The organism is Metabacillus hrfriensis (assembly GCF_030127205.1).
GTDB lineage: Bacteria > Bacillota > Bacilli > Bacillales > Bacillaceae > Bacillus_P > Bacillus_P dongyingensis.
On record NZ_CP126116.1, the window covers coordinates 1,713,315 to 1,732,642 of the forward strand.

Annotated in this window: 19 protein-coding genes; 15 read left to right on the forward strand and 4 right to left on the reverse strand. The window is 40.2% G+C overall.

Annotated features, from left to right (window positions below):
• Positions 1 to 144: 144 nt before the first annotated feature.
• Positions 145 to 795 carry a GntR family transcriptional regulator gene (locus tag QLQ22_RS08465; protein WP_252208482.1) on the reverse strand — a complete coding sequence of 217 codons (651 nt, stop codon included), beginning with the start codon at positions 793 to 795 and terminating at the stop codon, positions 145 to 147.
• A gap of 228 nt (positions 796 to 1,023) precedes the next feature.
• Between QLQ22_RS08465 and garR the strand changes: the two genes are divergently transcribed.
• From garR to QLQ22_RS08495, 6 genes are all read left to right on the forward strand, one after another.
• Positions 1,024 to 1,914 (forward strand): 2-hydroxy-3-oxopropionate reductase, encoded by an 891-nt coding sequence (gene garR, locus QLQ22_RS08470; protein ID WP_223441184.1) that lies wholly within the window; start codon positions 1,024 to 1,026, stop codon positions 1,912 to 1,914.
• 10 nt (positions 1,915 to 1,924) lie between these two features.
• Positions 1,925 to 3,343, forward strand: coding sequence for a four-carbon acid sugar kinase family protein (locus QLQ22_RS08475; protein WP_420828862.1), 1,419 nt, complete (start codon positions 1,925 to 1,927; stop codon positions 3,341 to 3,343).
• 110 nt (positions 3,344 to 3,453) lie between these two features.
• The gene (locus QLQ22_RS08480) at positions 3,454 to 4,812 is read left to right on the forward strand and encodes a GntP family permease (RefSeq protein WP_223441190.1); all 1,359 of its coding nucleotides are present in this window, start codon (positions 3,454 to 3,456) and stop codon (positions 4,810 to 4,812) included.
• Between the two features lie 289 nt (positions 4,813 to 5,101).
• The gene (locus tag QLQ22_RS08485) at positions 5,102 to 5,431 is read left to right on the forward strand and encodes a PadR family transcriptional regulator (RefSeq protein WP_223441193.1); all 330 of its coding nucleotides are present in this window, start codon (positions 5,102 to 5,104) and stop codon (positions 5,429 to 5,431) included.
• Positions 5,418 to 5,978, forward strand: a complete 561-nt coding sequence (locus QLQ22_RS08490; RefSeq protein WP_223441196.1) for an HAAS signaling domain-containing protein — start codon at positions 5,418 to 5,420, stop codon at positions 5,976 to 5,978. Before QLQ22_RS08485 ends, QLQ22_RS08490 begins: the two co-directional genes overlap by 14 nt.
• Positions 5,975 to 6,928 (forward strand): DUF4097 family beta strand repeat-containing protein, encoded by a 954-nt coding sequence (locus QLQ22_RS08495; RefSeq protein WP_252208484.1) that lies wholly within the window; start codon positions 5,975 to 5,977, stop codon positions 6,926 to 6,928. Before QLQ22_RS08490 ends, QLQ22_RS08495 begins: the two co-directional genes overlap by 4 nt.
• Positions 6,929 to 6,975: 47 nt before the next feature.
• On the opposite strand, the gene QLQ22_RS08500 is transcribed toward QLQ22_RS08495, so the two are convergent.
• Positions 6,976 to 7,917, reverse strand: coding sequence for a S8 family peptidase (locus QLQ22_RS08500; protein ID WP_223441206.1), 942 nt, complete (start codon positions 7,915 to 7,917; stop codon positions 6,976 to 6,978).
• 581 nt (positions 7,918 to 8,498) lie between these two features.
• Here QLQ22_RS08500 and QLQ22_RS08505 point away from each other — a divergent pair.
• Together QLQ22_RS08505 and QLQ22_RS08510 are read left to right on the forward strand one after the other, a co-directional pair.
• Positions 8,499 to 8,708, forward strand: a complete 210-nt coding sequence (locus QLQ22_RS08505; RefSeq protein ID WP_223441209.1) for a YjcZ family sporulation protein — start codon at positions 8,499 to 8,501, stop codon at positions 8,706 to 8,708.
• Positions 8,709 to 8,792: 84 nt separating this feature from the next.
• Positions 8,793 to 9,110, forward strand: a complete 318-nt coding sequence (locus QLQ22_RS08510) for a hypothetical protein (RefSeq protein ID WP_284016439.1) — start codon at positions 8,793 to 8,795, stop codon at positions 9,108 to 9,110.
• Positions 9,111 to 9,668: 558 nt separating this feature from the next.
• Here the strand turns inward: QLQ22_RS08510 and mraY are convergent.
• The gene (gene mraY / locus QLQ22_RS08515) at positions 9,669 to 10,625 is read right to left on the reverse strand and encodes a phospho-N-acetylmuramoyl-pentapeptide-transferase (protein ID WP_284016440.1); all 957 of its coding nucleotides are present in this window, start codon (positions 10,623 to 10,625) and stop codon (positions 9,669 to 9,671) included.
• A 168-nt stretch (positions 10,626 to 10,793) separates the two neighbouring features.
• Between mraY and QLQ22_RS08520 the strand changes: the two genes are divergently transcribed.
• The gene (locus QLQ22_RS08520; RefSeq protein WP_223441215.1) at positions 10,794 to 11,615 is read left to right on the forward strand and encodes an aminoglycoside adenylyltransferase domain-containing protein; all 822 of its coding nucleotides are present in this window, start codon (positions 10,794 to 10,796) and stop codon (positions 11,613 to 11,615) included.
• Between the two features lie 193 nt (positions 11,616 to 11,808).
• On the opposite strand, the gene aldA is transcribed toward QLQ22_RS08520, so the two are convergent.
• Entirely contained in the window at positions 11,809 to 13,257 is a 1,449-nt protein-coding gene (aldA, locus tag QLQ22_RS08525) for an aldehyde dehydrogenase (RefSeq protein WP_284016443.1), read from the reverse strand.
• 185 nt (positions 13,258 to 13,442) lie between these two features.
• Here aldA and QLQ22_RS08530 point away from each other — a divergent pair, with 185 nt between their 5' ends.
• The 6 genes from QLQ22_RS08530 (at position 13,443) to QLQ22_RS08555 (ending at position 19,324) form a co-directional block, all read left to right on the forward strand.
• Entirely contained in the window at positions 13,443 to 14,021 is a 579-nt protein-coding gene (locus QLQ22_RS08530) for a TerD family protein (RefSeq protein ID WP_223441220.1), read from the forward strand.
• 25 nt (positions 14,022 to 14,046) lie between these two features.
• Positions 14,047 to 14,736, forward strand: a complete 690-nt coding sequence (locus QLQ22_RS08535; protein WP_284016444.1) for a vWA domain-containing protein — start codon at positions 14,047 to 14,049, stop codon at positions 14,734 to 14,736.
• A gap of 408 nt (positions 14,737 to 15,144) precedes the next feature.
• Positions 15,145 to 16,053 carry an N-acetylmuramic acid 6-phosphate etherase gene (murQ, locus tag QLQ22_RS08540; RefSeq protein WP_284016445.1) on the forward strand — a complete coding sequence of 303 codons (909 nt, stop codon included), beginning with the start codon at positions 15,145 to 15,147 and terminating at the stop codon, positions 16,051 to 16,053.
• Between the two features lie 12 nt (positions 16,054 to 16,065).
• Positions 16,066 to 16,923: a MurR/RpiR family transcriptional regulator gene (locus QLQ22_RS08545; protein ID WP_223441228.1), complete on the forward strand. Its 858-nt coding sequence runs from the start codon at positions 16,066 to 16,068 to the stop codon at positions 16,921 to 16,923.
• Positions 16,924 to 16,946: 23 nt separating this feature from the next.
• The gene (locus QLQ22_RS08550) at positions 16,947 to 18,317 is read left to right on the forward strand and encodes a PTS transporter subunit EIIC (RefSeq protein ID WP_284016446.1); all 1,371 of its coding nucleotides are present in this window, start codon (positions 16,947 to 16,949) and stop codon (positions 18,315 to 18,317) included.
• Entirely contained in the window at positions 18,314 to 19,324 is a 1,011-nt protein-coding gene (locus tag QLQ22_RS08555) for a MupG family TIM beta-alpha barrel fold protein (RefSeq protein ID WP_223441235.1), read from the forward strand. Before QLQ22_RS08550 ends, QLQ22_RS08555 begins: the two co-directional genes overlap by 4 nt.
• The last annotated feature ends 4 nt before the right edge of the window (positions 19,325 to 19,328 follow it).

Genomic DNA, 19,328 nt, shown 5'->3' on the forward strand with positions numbered 1-19,328 from the left:
GTAACCGGGGTTTTTTTGCTGTTTGGAGAAAATTATTATCATGGAAGGAATAAGGAATAGTTTTACCCTTTCTAAAAATTTGGAGCCCAATACAAGTAATCATTTCAAGGGAAAAAAAGAAGCAAATGAGATGAATTAAGACACTCATTTGCTTCCTTTTTTTTCATTTTGATTATAGCTAAGAATATGTAAACAAAAGTCAAGATCTGATTGAAGATGATTTTTCATCAGGCTCTCGGCTTCTTGCCCGTCTCTTGATTTTATTGCTTCATAAATTTCTTCGTGTTCATCAATTAAACGAGGGCGGCTGTAAAGAACCACTGTCTTGCGGAATAGATAAATAATTGACTGCATTCTGTTGATGGTATCAATCATCATAGAGTTACCAGTGGAATGAACGATAATTTCATGAAAGCGTTCATTAGCAGACATGATTTCATCAGTCGTTCCTTCTCTTCCAATATTAATGCATTCAGATAGGGATATTAAGTCTTCCTCAGGCAAATATGTTGCAGCAGACCGGGCAGAAAACCCTTCTAAAAGAATGCGAACCTGGAATAAATCACGCAAATCCTTCTCAGTAGGCTGGACAACCTTTTTATTTACAATGAGACCCTCATATCCCAGCTGGCGAAGAGATTCTCTGATAGGAGTACGGCTGTAGCCTAGTTCAGCTGCGAGCTTTTCTTCTACAATTTTCGTTCCTCCCGGAATATCCCCATTTAAAATCCTGTCACGAATCACTTCATATGTTTGATGGTAAGCAGGCCGAGATTTTCCTTTGTTTTTACTCATAGCTTTCACTCCTAATTCAAAAACCAATTATCAATTATAGTAACAAAAAATGATGAATAAATGTATAAGCTAAACAATTTAATCAATAATGAATACAAAAATTAAAAAAATGTATACAAAATTAATGTAATGGTATACAATCGCATTATAGGAAATATGAAAGCGTATTCAGATTTTAGATTTACAAACCTATCAAAATAAGTGATTAGCAGATTAGGAGGAAATAGGATGTTGAAAAAAATCGGTTTCATCGGGTTGGGCATTATGGGAAAACCAATGGCATTAAATCTATTATCAAAGGGGTATTCAGTCACAGTTAACGATATTAACAAGGATGCGGTGCAAGCATTAGTAAAGTCAGGTGCCATTGGGGCTGAATCTCCAAAAAAAATGAGTGAAAGCTGTGAAATCATCATTACAATGCTTCCTGCTTCACAGCATGTACAGCAAGTGATTTTGGGAGAAAATGGTGTTTTGAGCGGAGCGAACTCAGGTACTGTGATTATAGATATGAGTTCCATTTCACCTGTAATATCAAAAGAGCTTGCAGAGGCAGCAGCTGAAAAAGGTGTTGAAATGCTGGATGCCCCAGTAAGCGGAGGAGAACCTAAAGCAATAGATGGAACTTTAGCCATTATGGCTGGCGGTAAGGAAGAGATTTTTGAAAAGGTAAAGGATGTTCTATATGCAATGGGCTCTGAAGTGACATTAGTAGGCGGAAATGGAAGCGGAACCACGGCGAAATTAGCTAATCAAGTTATCGTTAATTTAAATATTGCAGCCATGTCTGAAGCTTTGGTGCTTGCGGCAAAAGCAGGTATTGACGTTGAAAGAATGTATCAGGCAATCAGAGGCGGACTTGCCGGAAGTGCTGTCCTTGATGCTAAAGTTCCACTAATCCTGAAACGGAATTTTGCAGCTGGAGGAAGAATTGACATCAACTTGAAAGATATGACAAATGTGATGGAGACAGCTCATCAAATTGGTGTACCAATGCCGCTGTCCAGTCAATTATTAGAAATATTTCACACTTTGAAGGTCGATGGAAAAGCAGCTGAAGACCACGGGGGCATTGTTCAATATTTTGAAAAACTCGCAAATGTCGAAGTAAGGGGGTAATAAAATGAGCATGAGAATAAGTAAAGCGGTATTTCAAAGAATTCCGAAAGTAAATGAAAGCACTGTTTCTAAAATGCTTGATGCACGGCTTTTGGAGCTGAATAAAAAAATTATCGTTTTGGATGATGATCCTACTGGAGTTCAGACTGTTCACGGTGTTTCGGTCTACACAGACTGGTCAATGGAAAGCATAGAAAAGGGATTTAAAGAAACAAATTCTATATTTTTTCTTTTAACAAATTCAAGAGGTTTTACAGCAGAAGAAACGGAGAGGGCTCATAAAGAGATAGCCTTAAATATCCTGGCAGCTGCAAAGAAACATAATCAGGAATATATGATTGTCAGCCGCGGTGACTCAACTCTTAGGGGGCATTATCCATTAGAAACAAAGGTATTGAAGGACACGACTGAAGCCGCCTCTGCCTCGCGTTTTGACGGAGAAGTGATTATCCCCTTCTTTAAGGAAGGCGGCCGCTTCACAATCGGCAATGTTCACTATGTTCAGGACAATGAGGAGCTGATTCCAGCTGGAGAAACTGAATTCGCCAAGGACAGGACATTTGGATATACCCATTCACATTTAGGCAAGTGGGCTGAGGAAAAATCAAATGGAGATTTCAAGGCTGAATCGGCTGTCTATATTTCTTTGGAAAGCTTAAGGGCACTTGATATTGAAACCATCAAAAACCAGCTGCTTTCAGTTCAGGATTTTAACAAGGTTATTGTGAATGCAGTCGATTATGTCGATGTGAAAATATTTTCCATAGCATTAATTGATGCAATTAGAGCAGGGAAAAACTTTATGTTCCGAAGTGCTGCAGCCTTTACTAAAGTTATTGGCGGCATAAAGGATAAAGGGCTTCTATCAAAAGAAGACCTTATTATAGAAGAGTCAGGTAATGGGGGATTAATTATTATTGGTTCCCATGTGCAAAAAACAACTGACCAGCTTGCTGAACTGAGAAAGGCAGAGTCTATCAAGTTTATAGAATTTGACTGTCATCTTGTATTAGATCCAGAAAAGTTCCGTTCAGAAATCAGCAGAGTCATAGAGACATGTGAAAACCTTCTGAATTCAGGAGAAACTGTGGCTGTTTATACAAGAAGAGAACGGCTTGATCTTGGGGAAGAAAGAAAGGAAGAAGAGTTAAAGCTTTCTGTTAAAATCTCGGAAGCCGTGACAAGTATCGTCAAACAATTAAAGATTAGACCTAACTACCTTATAGCCAAAGGCGGTATAACATCAAGCGATGTAGGCACCAATGGCCTTGAAGTAAAAAGAGCTGTGGTAGCCGGCCAAATTCAGCCTGGAATTCCCGTCTGGAAGACTGGGAATGAAAGTAAATTTCCAGGAATGCCATATATCGTGTTTCCGGGAAACGTAGGCAGCAAAACTTCATTAAGGGAAGTTGTTGAACTGTTGAACTAGGATGTATTTTGAACGTACTTTCTGACCTCAGGTGTTTACATGCCATAGGTCAGACAAAGAATGAAAACGGTTACTTCTATAAAAACATTGAGCTTAAAGGGGGATTAACAATGGATTCTGTATTTGGTTTAAGTCATAATGCAAGCTTACTATTATATGCGATTATCGCAATTGCAGGATTAATTTTTTTAATAGCCAAATTTAAAGTCAACCCGTTCATTGCACTTATTGTCTCAGCAGTGTTTATGGGGCTTATATCAGGAATGAAGCTTCCCGAAATATTAAAAGCATTTGAAGCCGGTGTCGGCAGTACATTAGGATTTATCGCGATTGTGATAGGACTTGGGACAATGCTTGGTAAAATGCTTGCCGAGTCAGGCGGTGCTGAAAGGATCGCACGGACTCTCATTCAAATTTTCGGTGAAAAAAATGTCCACTGGGCGATGATGGTTGTGGCTGTTATCTGCGGGATTCCTGTCTTCTTCCAGGTCGGGGTCGTCTTATTAATTCCGCTTGTTTTTGTAATAGCCAAGCATACAGGAACCTCTTTGCTTAAAATAGGTCTCTCACTAGTAGCGGGACTAGCGGTAGTCCACAGTCTTGTACCTCCGCATCCTGCAGCAATGCTTGCTGTCGGCATCTTTGGGGCTGATATTGGAAAAACAATCTTGCTGTCATTGGTTGTTGCTCTTCCTGCAGCTGCAGTTGCCGGTCCTTTGTACGGTTCATGGATTTCCAAAAGAGTAAAGGTTGAACCTACTGGAGAATTAGCTGATCAATTAACAAAATCTAAAAATAAAGAACTTCCAAAATTCGGGATTACTCTATTTACCATTTTACTTCCTGTTATTCTAATGCTTATATCTACAGTAGCCGGTTTGACTTTGCCTGAAACAAGTTTGCTTAGATACTGGGTTGAATTTATCGGCAGTCCAGTCATCGCATTGCTGATTGCGCTTGTATTTGCATTCTATTCATTTGGATTTGCACGCGGATATAATAAAGAACAAATTCTGCATTTTACGAATGATTGTCTTGGACCTGTCGCGTCAATCGTCCTTCTCATCGGAGCAGGGGGCGGATTTAATAAAATCCTTGTTACAAGCGGTGTAGGTGATGCCATAGCAGAATTTGCATCTGGCGCAAGCCTTTCTCCAATCTTCTTAGCCTTTGCAATTGCTGGATTGATCCGCGCTGCGGTCGGATCTGCAACAGTTGCTATGACAACAGCAGCGGGAATTGTTGCTCCAATTGCTTTGGTAACTCCAGGCGTCAGCCCGGAACTATTAGTACTGGCAGTAGGAGCAGGATCGATTATGCTTTCTCATGTAAATGATTCAGGATTTTGGCTGATTAAGGAATTCTTTAACATGTCAGTACCAGACACTCTAAAAACGTGGACTGTCATGGAAACAATCTTATCCTTCTCGGCATTTGCTATGGTTTTACTGCTTGATTTGTTTATTTAATATGATCCATCTCTATTTTAATAATAGCCCTTGCCGATACAATTAACGTATCGGCAAGGGTTTTTTATTGAGGTGAACTTGCTGATGAGTTCTTCAACTAAAATGAATGTGTTGCGGTAAAAGAAAATTCGAACTAACAATGAAAGAAAATAAGTAAAAAAAGTAACGTTCAGTACCTTGCATTAATCACTACTGTATTATATTATTAGTACATGGAATTAAATGACATAAACACGGTGTCTAACTACTATACTATATTCAGTACTAAGCACAGAAGAGGTGAACAAGATTGAATGTGCAATTTAAAAAAGGGGTGCTAGAGATTTGTGTGCTGATTCTTATTTCCAAGAAGGATCGGTACGGTTATGAGCTTGCACAAAGCATATCGAGCAAGATTGAGGTGGCGGAAGGGACGCTTTATCCACTTCTGAGAAGGCTGACGAAAGAAGAATATTTAACAACGTACCTTGCCGAATCAAAAGAAGGACCACCCAGGAAGTATTATTCATTGACGGAAAAAGGGAGAAAAAACATGAATATGCTCGTTGAAGAGTGGAAGCAGTTTTCATTTTCAGTTAATCAATTTATTGAGGAGGGCACAGGGGATGAGGAACAATGAATTTTTATCAACACTGGATTCTCTGCTGAGCAGAGTACCGGAAAAAGAAAGGCATGAAATGCTTTATGACTACCAGGAGCATTTCGAGATTGGCGCAAGCGATGGGAAAAGCGAAAAGGAATTAGCAGGAGAGCTCGGCGATCCGAATGTGATTGCAAGGGAACTGCTTGCGGACTACTTTATCAGCAAGGCAGAATCAGATCAAACGGCGACCAACATGTTTCGGGCTATTTTTGCAGCGGTCAGTTTAAGCTTTTTTAACATTATTTTTATTGCAGGTCCTGTTGCAGCGCTTCTTGGAACGTATCTGGCACTTTGTGCGGTGGCCATTTTACTTACCCTATCACCATTTGGCATTATGGCTTCATCGTTCATGGGATTTAGCATCGAAAACTTTGCATTCAATTTTTTCTTCTCGCTGACTTTAGTCAGCCTTGGTCTCTTAATGAGCATCGGAATGATATACGTAGGAAAATATTTTTACCATTTAATTCTGAGGTACATTAAATTCAATTTAAAAGTGATTAAAGGAGACAGGGCAGTATGAAAAAATTGGTTTATGGCTTGCTTTTATTGCTTGCTGCAGGGATAGCGGGCACAGTTGCAACAGCGGGAGCGTCTGGGGGATTTTCTTTTAACACAAAAGAAGTGTTTGATGAAAAGATCATTGCAAATAAGGATATTAAAAACATTGAGATTGATTTAACTTCAGCAGATCTTACTCTTCACCAAACTTCTGATGAGGATATTAAGGTGGAACTGAATGGAAAAGCAAACAAGAAATACAGCGACCGCTTTCAATTAGATATAGATGAAAACGGCAAAACACTTGATATTAGTCTATCAGGGGAAGACAGAATCGAATTTAACTTCGGCATCAATATTGTGGATACGAATGTTGATGTTTACTTGCCGGAACGGGTTTTTGACAGGATCAATGCGAAAACGTCCTCGGGTGATATAGAAGCTTCTGGTATTAAGTCAAAGGAAATCATTCTGAATTCGCAATCCGGGGATGTTGGAATGGACAGTTCAGCTTCTGAAGGAAAAACGGTTCTTAAAACTTCCAGCGGAGAAATTCAGTTACTCTCTAATTCAGCAGCTGCTTTAGATTTGAAATCGGAAAGCGGTGACTTAATGATTCGGGATCAGAAGGCAAAAGAGACAGTTCTTTATACATCTTCAGGAGATATAAATGTTGTAAATGCAGCTGGTTCTGTAAAAGCAGATTCTTCATCGGGAGACATTCACATCGAAAACAAGAAACTGAGAGGAAGCATTGATGCCGAGGCTTCAAGTGGAGAAATTACCATTGAATTGGATGAGAAGCCAGATTCCCTTTCGGTCGATTTTAAAGGAGGCTCTGGCGAAGGAACAGTTGATTTAGATGGCTTGAGCTATGAGGAAAAATCGGAAGATGAGATACTGGGGAAAATCGGTTCAGGGAAATATACGATAAAAGCACGGACCAGCTCTGGAGATTTTCAGCTGAGGTAAAATAAAAGCCATCACTATTTAACAGGTGATGGCTTTTTCTTTATTCTTCATATTAGCTTGTTCTCGGCTACACTTTCCCTCAGCAGGTCCGGAGCAGTCAAGTATAGCAGACCATTGCCTTCCTGCGTTTTAGGATTGCCGTGCGGAATTGTCCGCTTGATCAATTGCGCATATACTTCTGCTTCCGTAAATTTTCGGTTAAATTCCTTTTGTTCAAGCTGTTTGATTAAGGCAATCGCGCCTGCCGCATGTGGTGTTGACATAGAGGTTCCGGTGAATGCTGCATATTCACCTCCGGGAATAGTCGAGACGATTTTTTCTCCAGGCGCTACAAGATCAACTTCATTATTAGAGTTTGAGAATGGCGAGGAAATTTTCCCGAAGCCTACTGATCCTACCGAGATGACCTCATTGTAGGAACCGGGATAAGAAAACTCAGATGTTCTGCTGTCATCATCGCCTTCGTTGCCAGCAGCGCAAACAACTGCGATTTGTTTGGAAACCGCCTTTTTGATAGCCTTTCGCATTTCAGAATGATCTGAAGGACCTCCAAGCGACATGGAAATCACATCAACTTTTTGTTCAATCGCATACAAGATGCCGTTTGTAATCCAAGCATATTCTCCGCTTCCGGAGTCTCCGGCAAGCACTTTTACAACAAGAATTTTTGCCTGAGGCGCAACTCCCACATACCTCGCCGCCGCAATGGTGCCCGATACGTGTGTGCCATGGCCGTGATAGTCAGTAAGACTGTCAGGATTTCCATTATCGTCCGTCGTGAAATTTCGCCCGCCGGCAATATTTGCGCGCAGGTCAGGATGATTCACATCACAGCCTGTATCTAACACAGCTATTGTAATTCCTTTCCCTCTTATCCCCTGTTCCCAGAGCTTTGGAGCACGAATCATTTCCACTCCTTCAGAATTTGTTTTTACATTTTTCACGATAGGTCCGTATTTATGGGGAAGCAGTTTAACTTGTCCTTTCACTTTACCGTCTCCTTTATTTGTAATGATTAAGGTATATGATAAAAAGTGAGGATCAATGCTAAAGAATGCGAAATTCAAGAGAACTATTCAGTTTCGTGAAATTTCCATATAATGTAACTTAAGAAGATAGAAGTGGTGGCTTATGAATTCAGAAAAAAATAGATGAAATGGAAACAAAAATGATGCAATTGCAGCAAGAAGTAAGTGAACTTAGAGCCGAGCTGACTCGGAGAAAAGGTGAAGAAATAGACTGTGTTTAATCGTAGTGTTGTAGAAAAGAAGGTATCGGATTTATGAAATTCAAAGATTAAAGCGCCTCGTTACTGTGTATTACATGAATACTCCATACAAATCTAATTTAATAATCATTCTTATCGGCAATGAACGAGGTTGAGTGCCTCTTGGACGTCCAAAAGGTACTCAACCTCGTATTGTTACCATAACCAGAGATTATCGGTGGTTAGCGGATCGTAATTTAGGCTGCGAATAAGCTTCCCATAAGGACCGTAGAACATATACTTTATCAAAGCTTTATGAAATGGATAATCACAGGGCTTTACAAACGAAGGGAAGATGTGAAAATGTATAATAACGTAAACGCACCATTTACTCTTGGAGAGAATATTCCTCACTCACCTGCTTTTTCTCACGGATATGTAGCTCCTGCTTATGGATACGCAGCTCCAGTTTGTGAATATAGAGATCACCGTCATGGATGTCATGATTTCGCGATTATAGTAGTGTTGTTTATTTTACTAATCATTATTGGCGCATGTACTTTCTGTCGCTGACCTAATCACGGGCATCCGCCTTCAAAAACTCCAGTACTCATACTGGAGTTTTTATTCATTAGTTAAGCAAAAAAAGCCGTCTTGATGGATCGCAATGTAGTTTACGTAATGAAAGTTATAAGAAGAAAAGCCCTGTATTTTGTTGGTATTTGGTTTCAAGATTTTTTTATAAAACAAAATGATGAGTATCTTGAGCAGGAACATAGATTCCTGCGTTTTTTTCTTATAAAAATAGGAGGCAGTGCATTCGACTTAGGAGGGAGATGGAGAAAAGATAGTAAAATACTAAAAAGGAAAGTATTGATTGATTCCGGCAGTAAAAGAACTATTTCGGCAGGTAATTGTCGGGTTTTGGAAAGTAAAACAGGCTCTACCCTGAATCTGGGGTGTGATCGTAACTGAATCTGCCGCCATACCTTTTTAATTGCCTTTTGCCAGCTGCCTTTGGCCATTTATAAAAGAAATCGATCAATAAAAAATAGTAAATGGGTTCTCACTCAAGATCTCAAGCAGCCAATTCGCGGAAATCCTGTTTCAATTCGCAAAATTGCCTTTTCAATTTGCATAAATGGGGTTTCAATTAGCAAAATGCAGATTTTTATCGGCAGGTTTACGTTTAAAAATGAGGATAATTATTTGCCGGCCGTCTTCATTTGGCATACATTGCAAGATATGTGAATCAGGATGCAGCCTCCATCAGAACAGCCGGAGTCGTGACATACTTAAAACGATCTTCAAGTCGAAGATCGTTTTAACATAAAAAATCTTAATATTATGCCAAAATGTAGTACCCTCACAAGTGCACCTTTTTATAATATTAAAAAAGAGTTCGATGACAAAATGGAGATCATCACCGTTTATTTAATTATCGGAGAATTGATTAGTACATCAATTTATGCGGTGGCAGATATTCGACCTTGGTATTTCTTTTCTGCATTGTGCATTGCCTGGTTACCTTATTTATGGGTTTAGAAGAAATTTCCAATAAAATAAACAGATAAAAGCACAAAACCAAGAAATGAACCCAAAAACTGTGACAATTGTAGTTTCGGACCACCCATATTTTAAGCCAAAGTGATAGTGAATTGGTGTCATTTTGAAAATACGCTTATGAGTAAGTTTAAATGACGAAACTTGTAAAATAACCGAAAGTTGTTCAGCAAAATATATAAAGAACAAAATGGGAATTAAAATTTCAACTTTCTCAAGAACAGCAAGAAATGAAAGCGATCCCCCTATAGCTAGTGATCCCGTATCTCCCATAAAAGCTTTGGCTGGATATATATTATAAATGAGAAAGCCGAGTAAACATCCAATCATAATTAAACAAAAAATTTGCACCTCTGATCTTTCTGAAACCATAAAAAAGAAAAAGTATGTAGGGATTGCAACAACTCCTAAAAGACCGTCTAATCCATCCATGAAATTTATGGCATTTGCAGAACCTACGACAAATAAGGTGATGACAATGACATATAACACCATTGGGAGATCCAAGGTAATATTTTTATTAATAGCAATGCTGGTGTCTACGCCTAGTTCGTTGATCACGTAAAAAAGCAAAGTACCAGTAAAAATAAATTGAAAAATAAGTTTGGTCTTACCAGATACCCCTCCTGGATCTTGACGAGAAGCTTTCCAAAAATCATCCAAAAAGCCAACAAAACTAAAAAGAATGTAGGTAATTGACAAGAAATACATTAATGGAGTAGGTGAAAAAAGAATTGATACTATAATTCCTACAAAAAGAATAATTCCAAACATTAACGGAGTGCCATTTTTTAACTGATGATCTGAAGGAAGTTCTTTTCTTATCGGTTGAATGAGCCTAAGTTTTCTCAAAACAGTAATTAATAGTGGAGATAAAATTGAAACAGCTACAAAAGCAATTAACGCTGGGATTATTTGATCTCTCAATTCTCATTTACTCCTTTTCTCTTTACTATCTATAATAAGTTCTATAAAACTCATTCATTTCCTCTATCCCATACAATCCAATATTTTGGGTTACCTTCATAGGAAGCGGTAAAAGTAATTATTTATCGTTGTATACGATTGATTGAGTTTTAGAAAAGGAGTGATTTTATGGATTCAAGAGTCCCCATACCAGTTCAAAACATTCTACATGAATATATTTCCTTATTTCATGAGCGGATTCCCAATACTCTTGAAGGCTTATATTTACACGGTTCTATCGCCCTTAACGCTTTTATTAATGGCACTAGCGATATTGATTTCGTTGCCATAATAAACCGTCTTTTGACTGTAGCAGAGATAAAAATATTATCTAAAATCCATCAAGAATTAGAAGATAAGTACAAAAAGACAGTATTGGACGGATGCTACCTTCTGTGGGAGGACATGGGCAATATGAAAGCTGAAACAAAAAAACGGTTATATGCAAACGATGGAAAGGTAGATTGGGGTAATCATGTTACTAATCCGATTACTTGGTGGATTCTGAAAGACAAGGGAATAAACGTCATTGGTCCCGAGATAAACTCATTTCACTTTGATGTTGATGAAAGTGTTTTGGCTGCCTACGTACTCAATAATATGAACACCTATTGGTTAAAACGAATGAATAGAAATAAAAAATTCAGAAGAATAGCACATCTATTGCCAAACAAAATTGTGGAATGGGAATTACAATGGTCTATTACTGGAATGTTGCGCCAATTCTATACGCTTAGAGAACATGAAGTCATTTCAAAAGTTGATGCGGGTAAATTTGCAATCAATTATATGCCAGAAAGATGGCATAACATTATTAAAGAAGCGATAAGTATTCGAGAAGGTTTAAGCTTACGTTATTGTGATTCTAAGAAGCAACGGGTTAATGACATGATACTATGTATGAACTACATTCTTAATTATTGTAATATTATGTATAAAAATCAGGGTTAATAGAGAACTACTTATTACTATGTAAAAGTTTATTCAAGAAAAGGGCGCTTTAATTGAATAAAAGAAGGCACATATTATACATGACTAATATGTGCTCTTCTTTTATTATTAAGGCTTTTTACAATTTAGGTCCTTATAAATTGACCGGCCTTTTTTTAAAGAGCGTTCAGATATTTGTCTGAACGCTTTCCCATTATTGCTTTTCATCGTCATACTGCATATACACTGCGTGTGTTACAGTAAAGTCTTCGATTCCATGTTTACCGTCCGCTCCGCCGAGTCCTGATTTGCGGAGACCTGCGTGATAGCCTTGAATGGCCTCGAAATTTTCACGGTTGATGAAGGTTTCGCCGAATTTCAGTTCATTGGCTGCTCTCATTGCTTCATGCACGTTGTCAGTATAGATGGAAGAGGATAGTCCATAATCTGAATCGTTAGCGAGTTCAATCGCTTCATCGAGTGTTTTAAAAGTAAGGATTGGAAGAACAGGTCCGAAAATTTCGTCCTGGATGATTTCTGAATCCTGCTGTACATTTGTTATAACAGTTGGTTCGTAGAAGAAACCGCTGCTCATCTCGGCTCTCTTGCCGCCAGTTAAGACTTTCGCTCCGTTTTGAACGGCATTCTGCACCATTTCATGAACAATATCCAAACGGTCCTGACTAACGAGCGGGCCCATTTCAGCATCTTTATCATTAGGCATGCCAAGCTTCGTTTCTTTCATTGACTGAGTCATTTTTTCAATGAATTCTATTGCGATATCTTCGTGGACGTATACTCTCTCAGCATTTGTGCAGGCCTGTCCGGAATTTGTGATGCGTGATGTTTTTATGCATTTTACAGCTGTATCTAGATTAGCATTTTTAGTTACAATAGCCGGCGCTTTACCGCCAAGCTCAAGATTGACTTTTGTCATGTTTTTAGCCGCAGCTTCCATTACTTTCGTTCCGGCTTTCACACTGCCTGTCATTGTAATGATGCTGACCTTTGGATGAGCTGCCATCACCGTTCCGATGGTTGATCCTTTTCCGGTAATGAAATTATAGACGCCTGCAGGAATGTCATTCATTTCATCAACAATCTTAGTGAATTCAGCTGCAGTATTTGGCGTTTGCTGACTCGGTTTTAAGACGATTGAACAGCCGGTAATCAGCGCTGCAGCCACTTTTCTTGCCAAAATAAACACAGGGAAGTTCCATGGGACAATTCCAGCTGCGACTCCGATTGGCTTTCTGAACATCAGGATGTTTTCATTCGGACGGTCACTCGGTATAATTTCTCCCTCAATCCGCCGTGCCCATTCGGACATATAATAGAAGTAGTCGATTGCGGTATCAACTTCTCCGCTTGCTTGCTCATATGGCTTGCCTTGTTCCTCGCTGAGCAATTCAATGAACGTTTCTCGTCTTTCTTTCAGCTTATCGCCAAGCTCGCGGACTATTTTACCTCTTTCTGCAGATGAGACTTTTTCCCATTTTTTCTGCGCTTCATAGGCCGCTTCAATGGCTTTGTTTGCATCCTCTTCTGTTCCTGCGGGTATTCTGGATATCACATGTTCTGTTGCAGGGTTGATTACATCGATTGTGTCCTCAGAAGCAGAGTCTATATATTCACCGTTAATGTACAATTTATGCTGCTGCATAGTGAGCCTCCTTTTAAGATTGTACTGAACGTTTTCCACTCTCTATTGAGCCTCAAACATCAAGGCCAATTTCTATCTGTTCTAAAAAATCGGACAATCTTTTCTTTTGAAACTTTTTTGGACAAGTTTCGTAGTACAATAGAAGCAGACTTCCTTTTTTGGAAAATATTTAACGAGGTGATATCATGTCAATTTCTTTATCAAAAGGACAGCGTATTGATCTGACAAAAACAAACCCGGGCCTTACGAAAGTCATTATCGGTCTTGGCTGGGATACGAATAAGTATTCAGGCGGGAAGGATTTTGATCTGGATGCTTCTGCTTTTCTGGCTGATGGAAGCGGCAAGGTTCAGAACGATTTAGAATTTGTTTTTTACAACAACTTAAAAAGTCCAAATGGCGCTGTTGAACATACTGGAGATAACCGAACGGGAGAAGGGGATGGCGATGATGAGCAAATGACCATTGACTTCTCACTGCTGCCGGACCATGTAGAAAAAATAGGGATTACTGTAACGATTCATGATGCGGATGGCCGCCATCAAAACTTTGGCCAAGTTTCCAATGCATTTGTTCGTGTTGTAAATGCCGATAACTCTGAAGAAGTGCTCCGTTATGATTTGGGTGAAGATTTTTCAGTTGAAACAGCAGTAGTTGTCTGTGAATTATACAAGCATGGTCAAGACTGGAAATTCAACGCAATCGGCAGCGGCTTTTCAGGCGGCCTTGCTGCACTTTGCAAAAATTACGGATTAGACGTTTAAGATTCGATAAAGGGGACTGTTAGAAGTGAGCTCGATCAACTTAATGAAAAAAACCGCAGGAATCGTACTTGAAAAAAAGAAACTTACCGGAGTTGTCGCACGGGTAGGACTAGTACTTGATATCTCAGGATCCATGAGAAGCCTCTATAAAAATGGAACTGTTCAAAAAGTGGTAGAACGCATCCTGGCTGTGGCCAGTCAGTTCGATGATGACGGCATGCTGGATGTGTGGGTATACGATAATGAGTTTTCAAGACTGCCTTCTGTGACAGAAAGAGATTTTGAAAACTACGTCAACCTGCAGATTTTAAACAGTGACACTATACATAAATTCGGCCGCAACGATGAACCGCCTGTCATGTACGACGTCATGAACAAATATTTAAAAGAAGATCCAAGTAAAGATCCAGCTTTTATAGTGTTTATTAACGACGGAGGCTGCAAGCGAACGATCAAAAAGCCGGTAGTCTCGTCTTCTGACAAACCGATATTCTGGCAATTTGTCGGTGTAGGAAATTCAAATTTCGAAGTGCTGGAAAACCTGGATACAATGGAAGGCAGATTTATTGATAACGCCAATTTCTTTCATGTTCAGGACATCGATGCGATAACAGATGAGCAGCTGTACGATCGCTTGCTGAACGAATTTCCGGATTGGATTAGAGAAGCGAAAGAGAAGAGAGTATTATTGGAGGAAATACAGTCTGGGACGTGAATCCCAGGCTGTTTTTTTATGTTGCCTGAGGGGCAGATGGAGGAAAGCAAGATTGGGTCTCGAACAGTGAAACCTAAATTTCAGCTAATTTCAATTCAATTAAATGTAAAAATAAATCTATTTGACTGCTAATATCAGCTATTAATTGGGGATGAGTGTAAAAATCCTTATTGTTATCCATGATTTCTGTTTGTTATTTTGTCGTAATGCCTGATTGTGAAACCTGTAAACTCTGTTTTTATTCACGAATTCAAATCATTTCTTCTTGCTGTTTAGTCATAAAAGCGCTATCATTAGCGTATAATCTGAAACATAATTTCAAGAAAATAAAGATTAAATTGAAATTATGTTTAAGATATAATATACTGAAAATTGAGAATCTTTATTATTAGGAGGCATCACCCGTTTATGGAAAAACAACTGCGTTCATTAACGACAGAATTGAGAAATGAACAAACTATGAATATTGACAGCGCAAATACACTCGAAATTCTTTCAATGATGAACAACGAAGATTTGAAAGTGGCGATTGCTGTGCAGGAGGTTTTGCCTGAAATTAAGGCAGCTGTTGAATGTGCATATGAATCGTTAAAGAAGGGAGGAAGATTGATTTACATCGGTGCAGGGACGAGCGGAAGACTTGGAGTCCTTGATGCGGTGGAGTGCCCGCCGACGTTCAGCACTTCACCTGATACAGTTATCGGCTTGATTGCAGGCGGAGAGAAAGCATACGTCCGTGCTGTCGAAGGAGCAGAAGATAAAGAAGAATTCGGTGTAGCTGATTTGAAGGCTATTGATCTGTCCGATGATGATACTGTAGTTGGAATTGCTGCAAGCGGCCGGACACCTTATGTGATCGGAGCCCTTCGTTATGCTAAAGAGACAGGTGCAAAAGCAATCGCGCTCTCTTGCAATAAGGATGCTAAAATTTCTGAAGCTGCCGATATTGGCATTGAGGTTGTCGTAGGTCCTGAAGTGGTCACCGGATCAACCAGGATGAAAGCGGCAACGGCTCATAAAATGGTGCTCAACATGATTTCAACAGCAGCGATGATTAAGATCGGCAAAGTCTACGAAAATCTAATGGTCGATGTGAATGTCAGCAACCACAAGCTGAAGGAGAGAGCGATCAGCATCATCCAAACGGTGACGGACGCTGGATATGACCTTGCAAAAGAAACACTTGAAAAAGCAGAGCTTAAAGTCAAACCAGCGATTGTCATGATTAAAGCAAACACCTCAGTAGAAGAAGCAATAAATCTATTAAATCGTGCGGATGGGGATGTACGAAAAGCCATCTCACTCCATACATCATAAGGAGCGGGCACTATGGCAACAGGCGGATTATCAATCATTCAAACCATGCTTAACAAGCTGCCGCAGTCAGAGCAAAAACTTGCAGATTACATTCTGCAGCATCCGCATGAAGTAGTGAACAGCACAGTAAGTGAATTAAGCACGTCTGCGGAGACAAGCGGGGCAGCAGTCGTCAGGCTCTGCAAATCACTTGGCTTAAAAGGGTTCCAGGATCTGAAAATGAGAATTGCCGGTGATCTGATGAAATCTGTTGAACAGGGATACCGTGATATTGAACCTTCCGAATCCCTTTACAGAGTGGTTGAAAAAACAACCGGCAACACGATTCAGATTATCCGTGATACAGCGGAAATTATCGATCATGAAAATTTGAAGAAAGCTATCGGCATGCTGCTGAAAGCTAAAAACGTTCATTTTTGCGGGGTAGGCGCTTCAAATATTGTGGCGCAGGATGCTCAGCAAAAACTGATCCGCATAAATAAAGGAGCAACGGCTTTTACAGACATGCATCTGGTTGCAACCCTGATTGCCAATGCAGATCCGGAAGATGTCCTGTTCGCCATCTCTTTTTCTGGCGAGACACAGGAAATCATCAACGTGCTGAAGCTTGCAAAAGAGCGCGGCGTCAAAACGATCGGGCTTACTCACTTTGGGCAGACGACCGTATCGTCCCTGTGCGATGTTTCGCTTCACACTTCTTTTTCTAATGAAGCGCCGTTCAGGAGCGCAGCGACTTCATCCAGGCTGGCACAGCTTTATATGATCGACATTTTGTTTCTCGGAATGGCTACAGAGCAGTACGATGAGACCGTTCAATATATAGATAATACTAGAGCGGCCATCAAATCAATGACAGAAAAATATAAATAGGCACTTTAAAAGGGGGCTTTAAGATGGCAAAGGGGAATAACAGAAACTTATTGATTGCAGAAAAACTATTGGAGCATCTTGGCGGAGCGGCTAACATTGCGACCACCACGCATTGCATGACAAGACTTCGTGTCGCGCCGCAGGACCGTTCAAAGGTCAACATGGAAGCCATCAAGAAAACAGAAGGGGTTCTGGGTGTTGTAGAAGAAGAAACGATCCAAATCATCCTTGGACCGGGTGCTGTAAATAAAGTTTCAGCAGAGTTTGAAAAACTGCTTGCAGCTGCTGATGATTTTGACCTGAAAGATGCAGCTTCCAAAAACAAATCAGAGATTGATAAAAAGAATGCAAAACCCTTTAAACTCTTTTTGAGAAGAATCGCAAGCATCTTCATTCCGCTGATTCCTGCCCTTGTAGCTTCAGGTTTGATTACAGGGATTACAAAAGCGATTGTTCAGGCAGGCTGGCTTTCAGCAGATTCACAATTAGCTATTATTCTAACCGTTATCGGATCTGGGCTGTTTGCTTACCTTGGTATTTTAGTAGGAACGAACGCAGCTAAAGAATTTGGCGGTTCCCCAGCGCTTGGAGCACTGGCCGGAATTCTCGTCATCAACCCTGCTGTAGGCGACATTGCTTTATTTGGTGAAAACCTGCTTCCTGGACGCGGAGGGTTAATAGGGGTTTTATTCGCAGCCATCTTCATCGCTTTAGTTGAAAAACAAGTAAGAAAATTTGTGCCGCAATCCCTTGACATCATCATTACACCTACTATTGCATTATTAATCACTGGTATCGTCACTTACATTGTATTCATGCCAGTCGGCGGATTTGTATCTGATACGATTACAAAAGGCTTACTCAATGTGCTGGATCTTGGCGGAGTTGTTGCCGGATTTGTTCTTGGCGCAACGTTCCTTCCGTTAGTTGTAACCGGACTTCATCAAGGGTTAACACCAGTGCACCTTGAGCTGATTAACTCTATTGGTGATGATCCATTGCTTCCAATCCTTGCTATGGGCGGAGCGGGTCAAGTCGGCGCAGCATTTGCCATCTACTTTAAAACGAAAAAGAAAAGCTTAAAACGTGCAATCGGCGGCGGGCTTCCTTCAGGAATGCTCGGAATCGGCGAACCGTTAATCTTTGGTGTGACCCTTCCGCTTGGCCGTCCGTTTTTAACAGCATGTTTAGGCGCAGGTGTAGGGGGAGCATTCCAGGCTCATTTTGATATCGCAACAATCGCAGTTGGCGTATCAGGCCTTCCGCTTACATTCTTAGTTCACACGAATCAAATTATTCTTTACCTTGCTGGTCTATTAATCTCTTATGCAGCTGGATTTATTTTCACTTACCTATTCGGCTTTAAAGATGAAATGGCAGCTGAATTCAAGTGATAGGCATTTCATTTTATCTACAGGATCCAAATGCAGAAAAACAAATTGTTCATGCAGCAAAATCAGGAGTGAAGCGGGCGTTTACCTCGCTTCACATCCCTGAAGAAAAAGGCAGTCTCGTTCAGAGGATGTCTGAGCTTCTAAAGCTAGCAGAGAGCCATAATATGGAGATTCATGCAGATGTTTCTTTAAAGACGCTAGATCACCTTGAAATCAGCAGATTCGAGGATTTATCATCGTATGGAATTAAAGGAATCCGGCTTGATGACGGGTTTAACTATGAAACAATCAAATCTTTATCAGACGTGTTTTCTCTCTCTCTTAATGCAAGCACGCTAACCGAAAAGGAGCTTCTGACTGTCCTTGGCAGCGGAATAAAATCAGACCGTCTCATTGCCTGGCACAATTTTTATCCAAGGCGTGAAACGGGGCTTGACGAAGTATTTTTTCATAAGCAAAATCAGATGTTCAAAAAATACGGCATCCCAATTGCGGCATTTATTCCGGGTACAGAAACAAAACGCGGACCGCTTTTTGACGGCCTGCCTACACTTGAAAAGCACAGGGGCATAAACCCTTATGCAGCCGGCGTAGAAATGCTGCAGCAAGTGGATGAAGTATTCATAGGGGATCCGGGCACAGAAGATGAGCTGCTCGAAAATCTTTCCATCTACGAAAATCAGAATATTCTTATAATGAATGTTATTTCCAGTACTTTTAAAAGCGGAACGTATCAATTTCGACCTGATGCTTCAAGAGATGTATTCCGCCTTCAGGGTACACGCAGAACTTCAGAGGTAGTGCCCGAGAATACCATCGGACGTCAAATAGGTATGATTACGATGGATAATGACGGCTACGGGCGTTACAAGGGTGAAATTCAAATTTGCCGGCGGGATTTGGAGGCAGACGAACGGGTGAATGTCATTGGACACGTTTCTTCAGAGGATTTGCCGCTGCTTGATCTGGCAATGCCAGGTCAAAAAGTGAAACTGGTTGTTTCATAAGGTA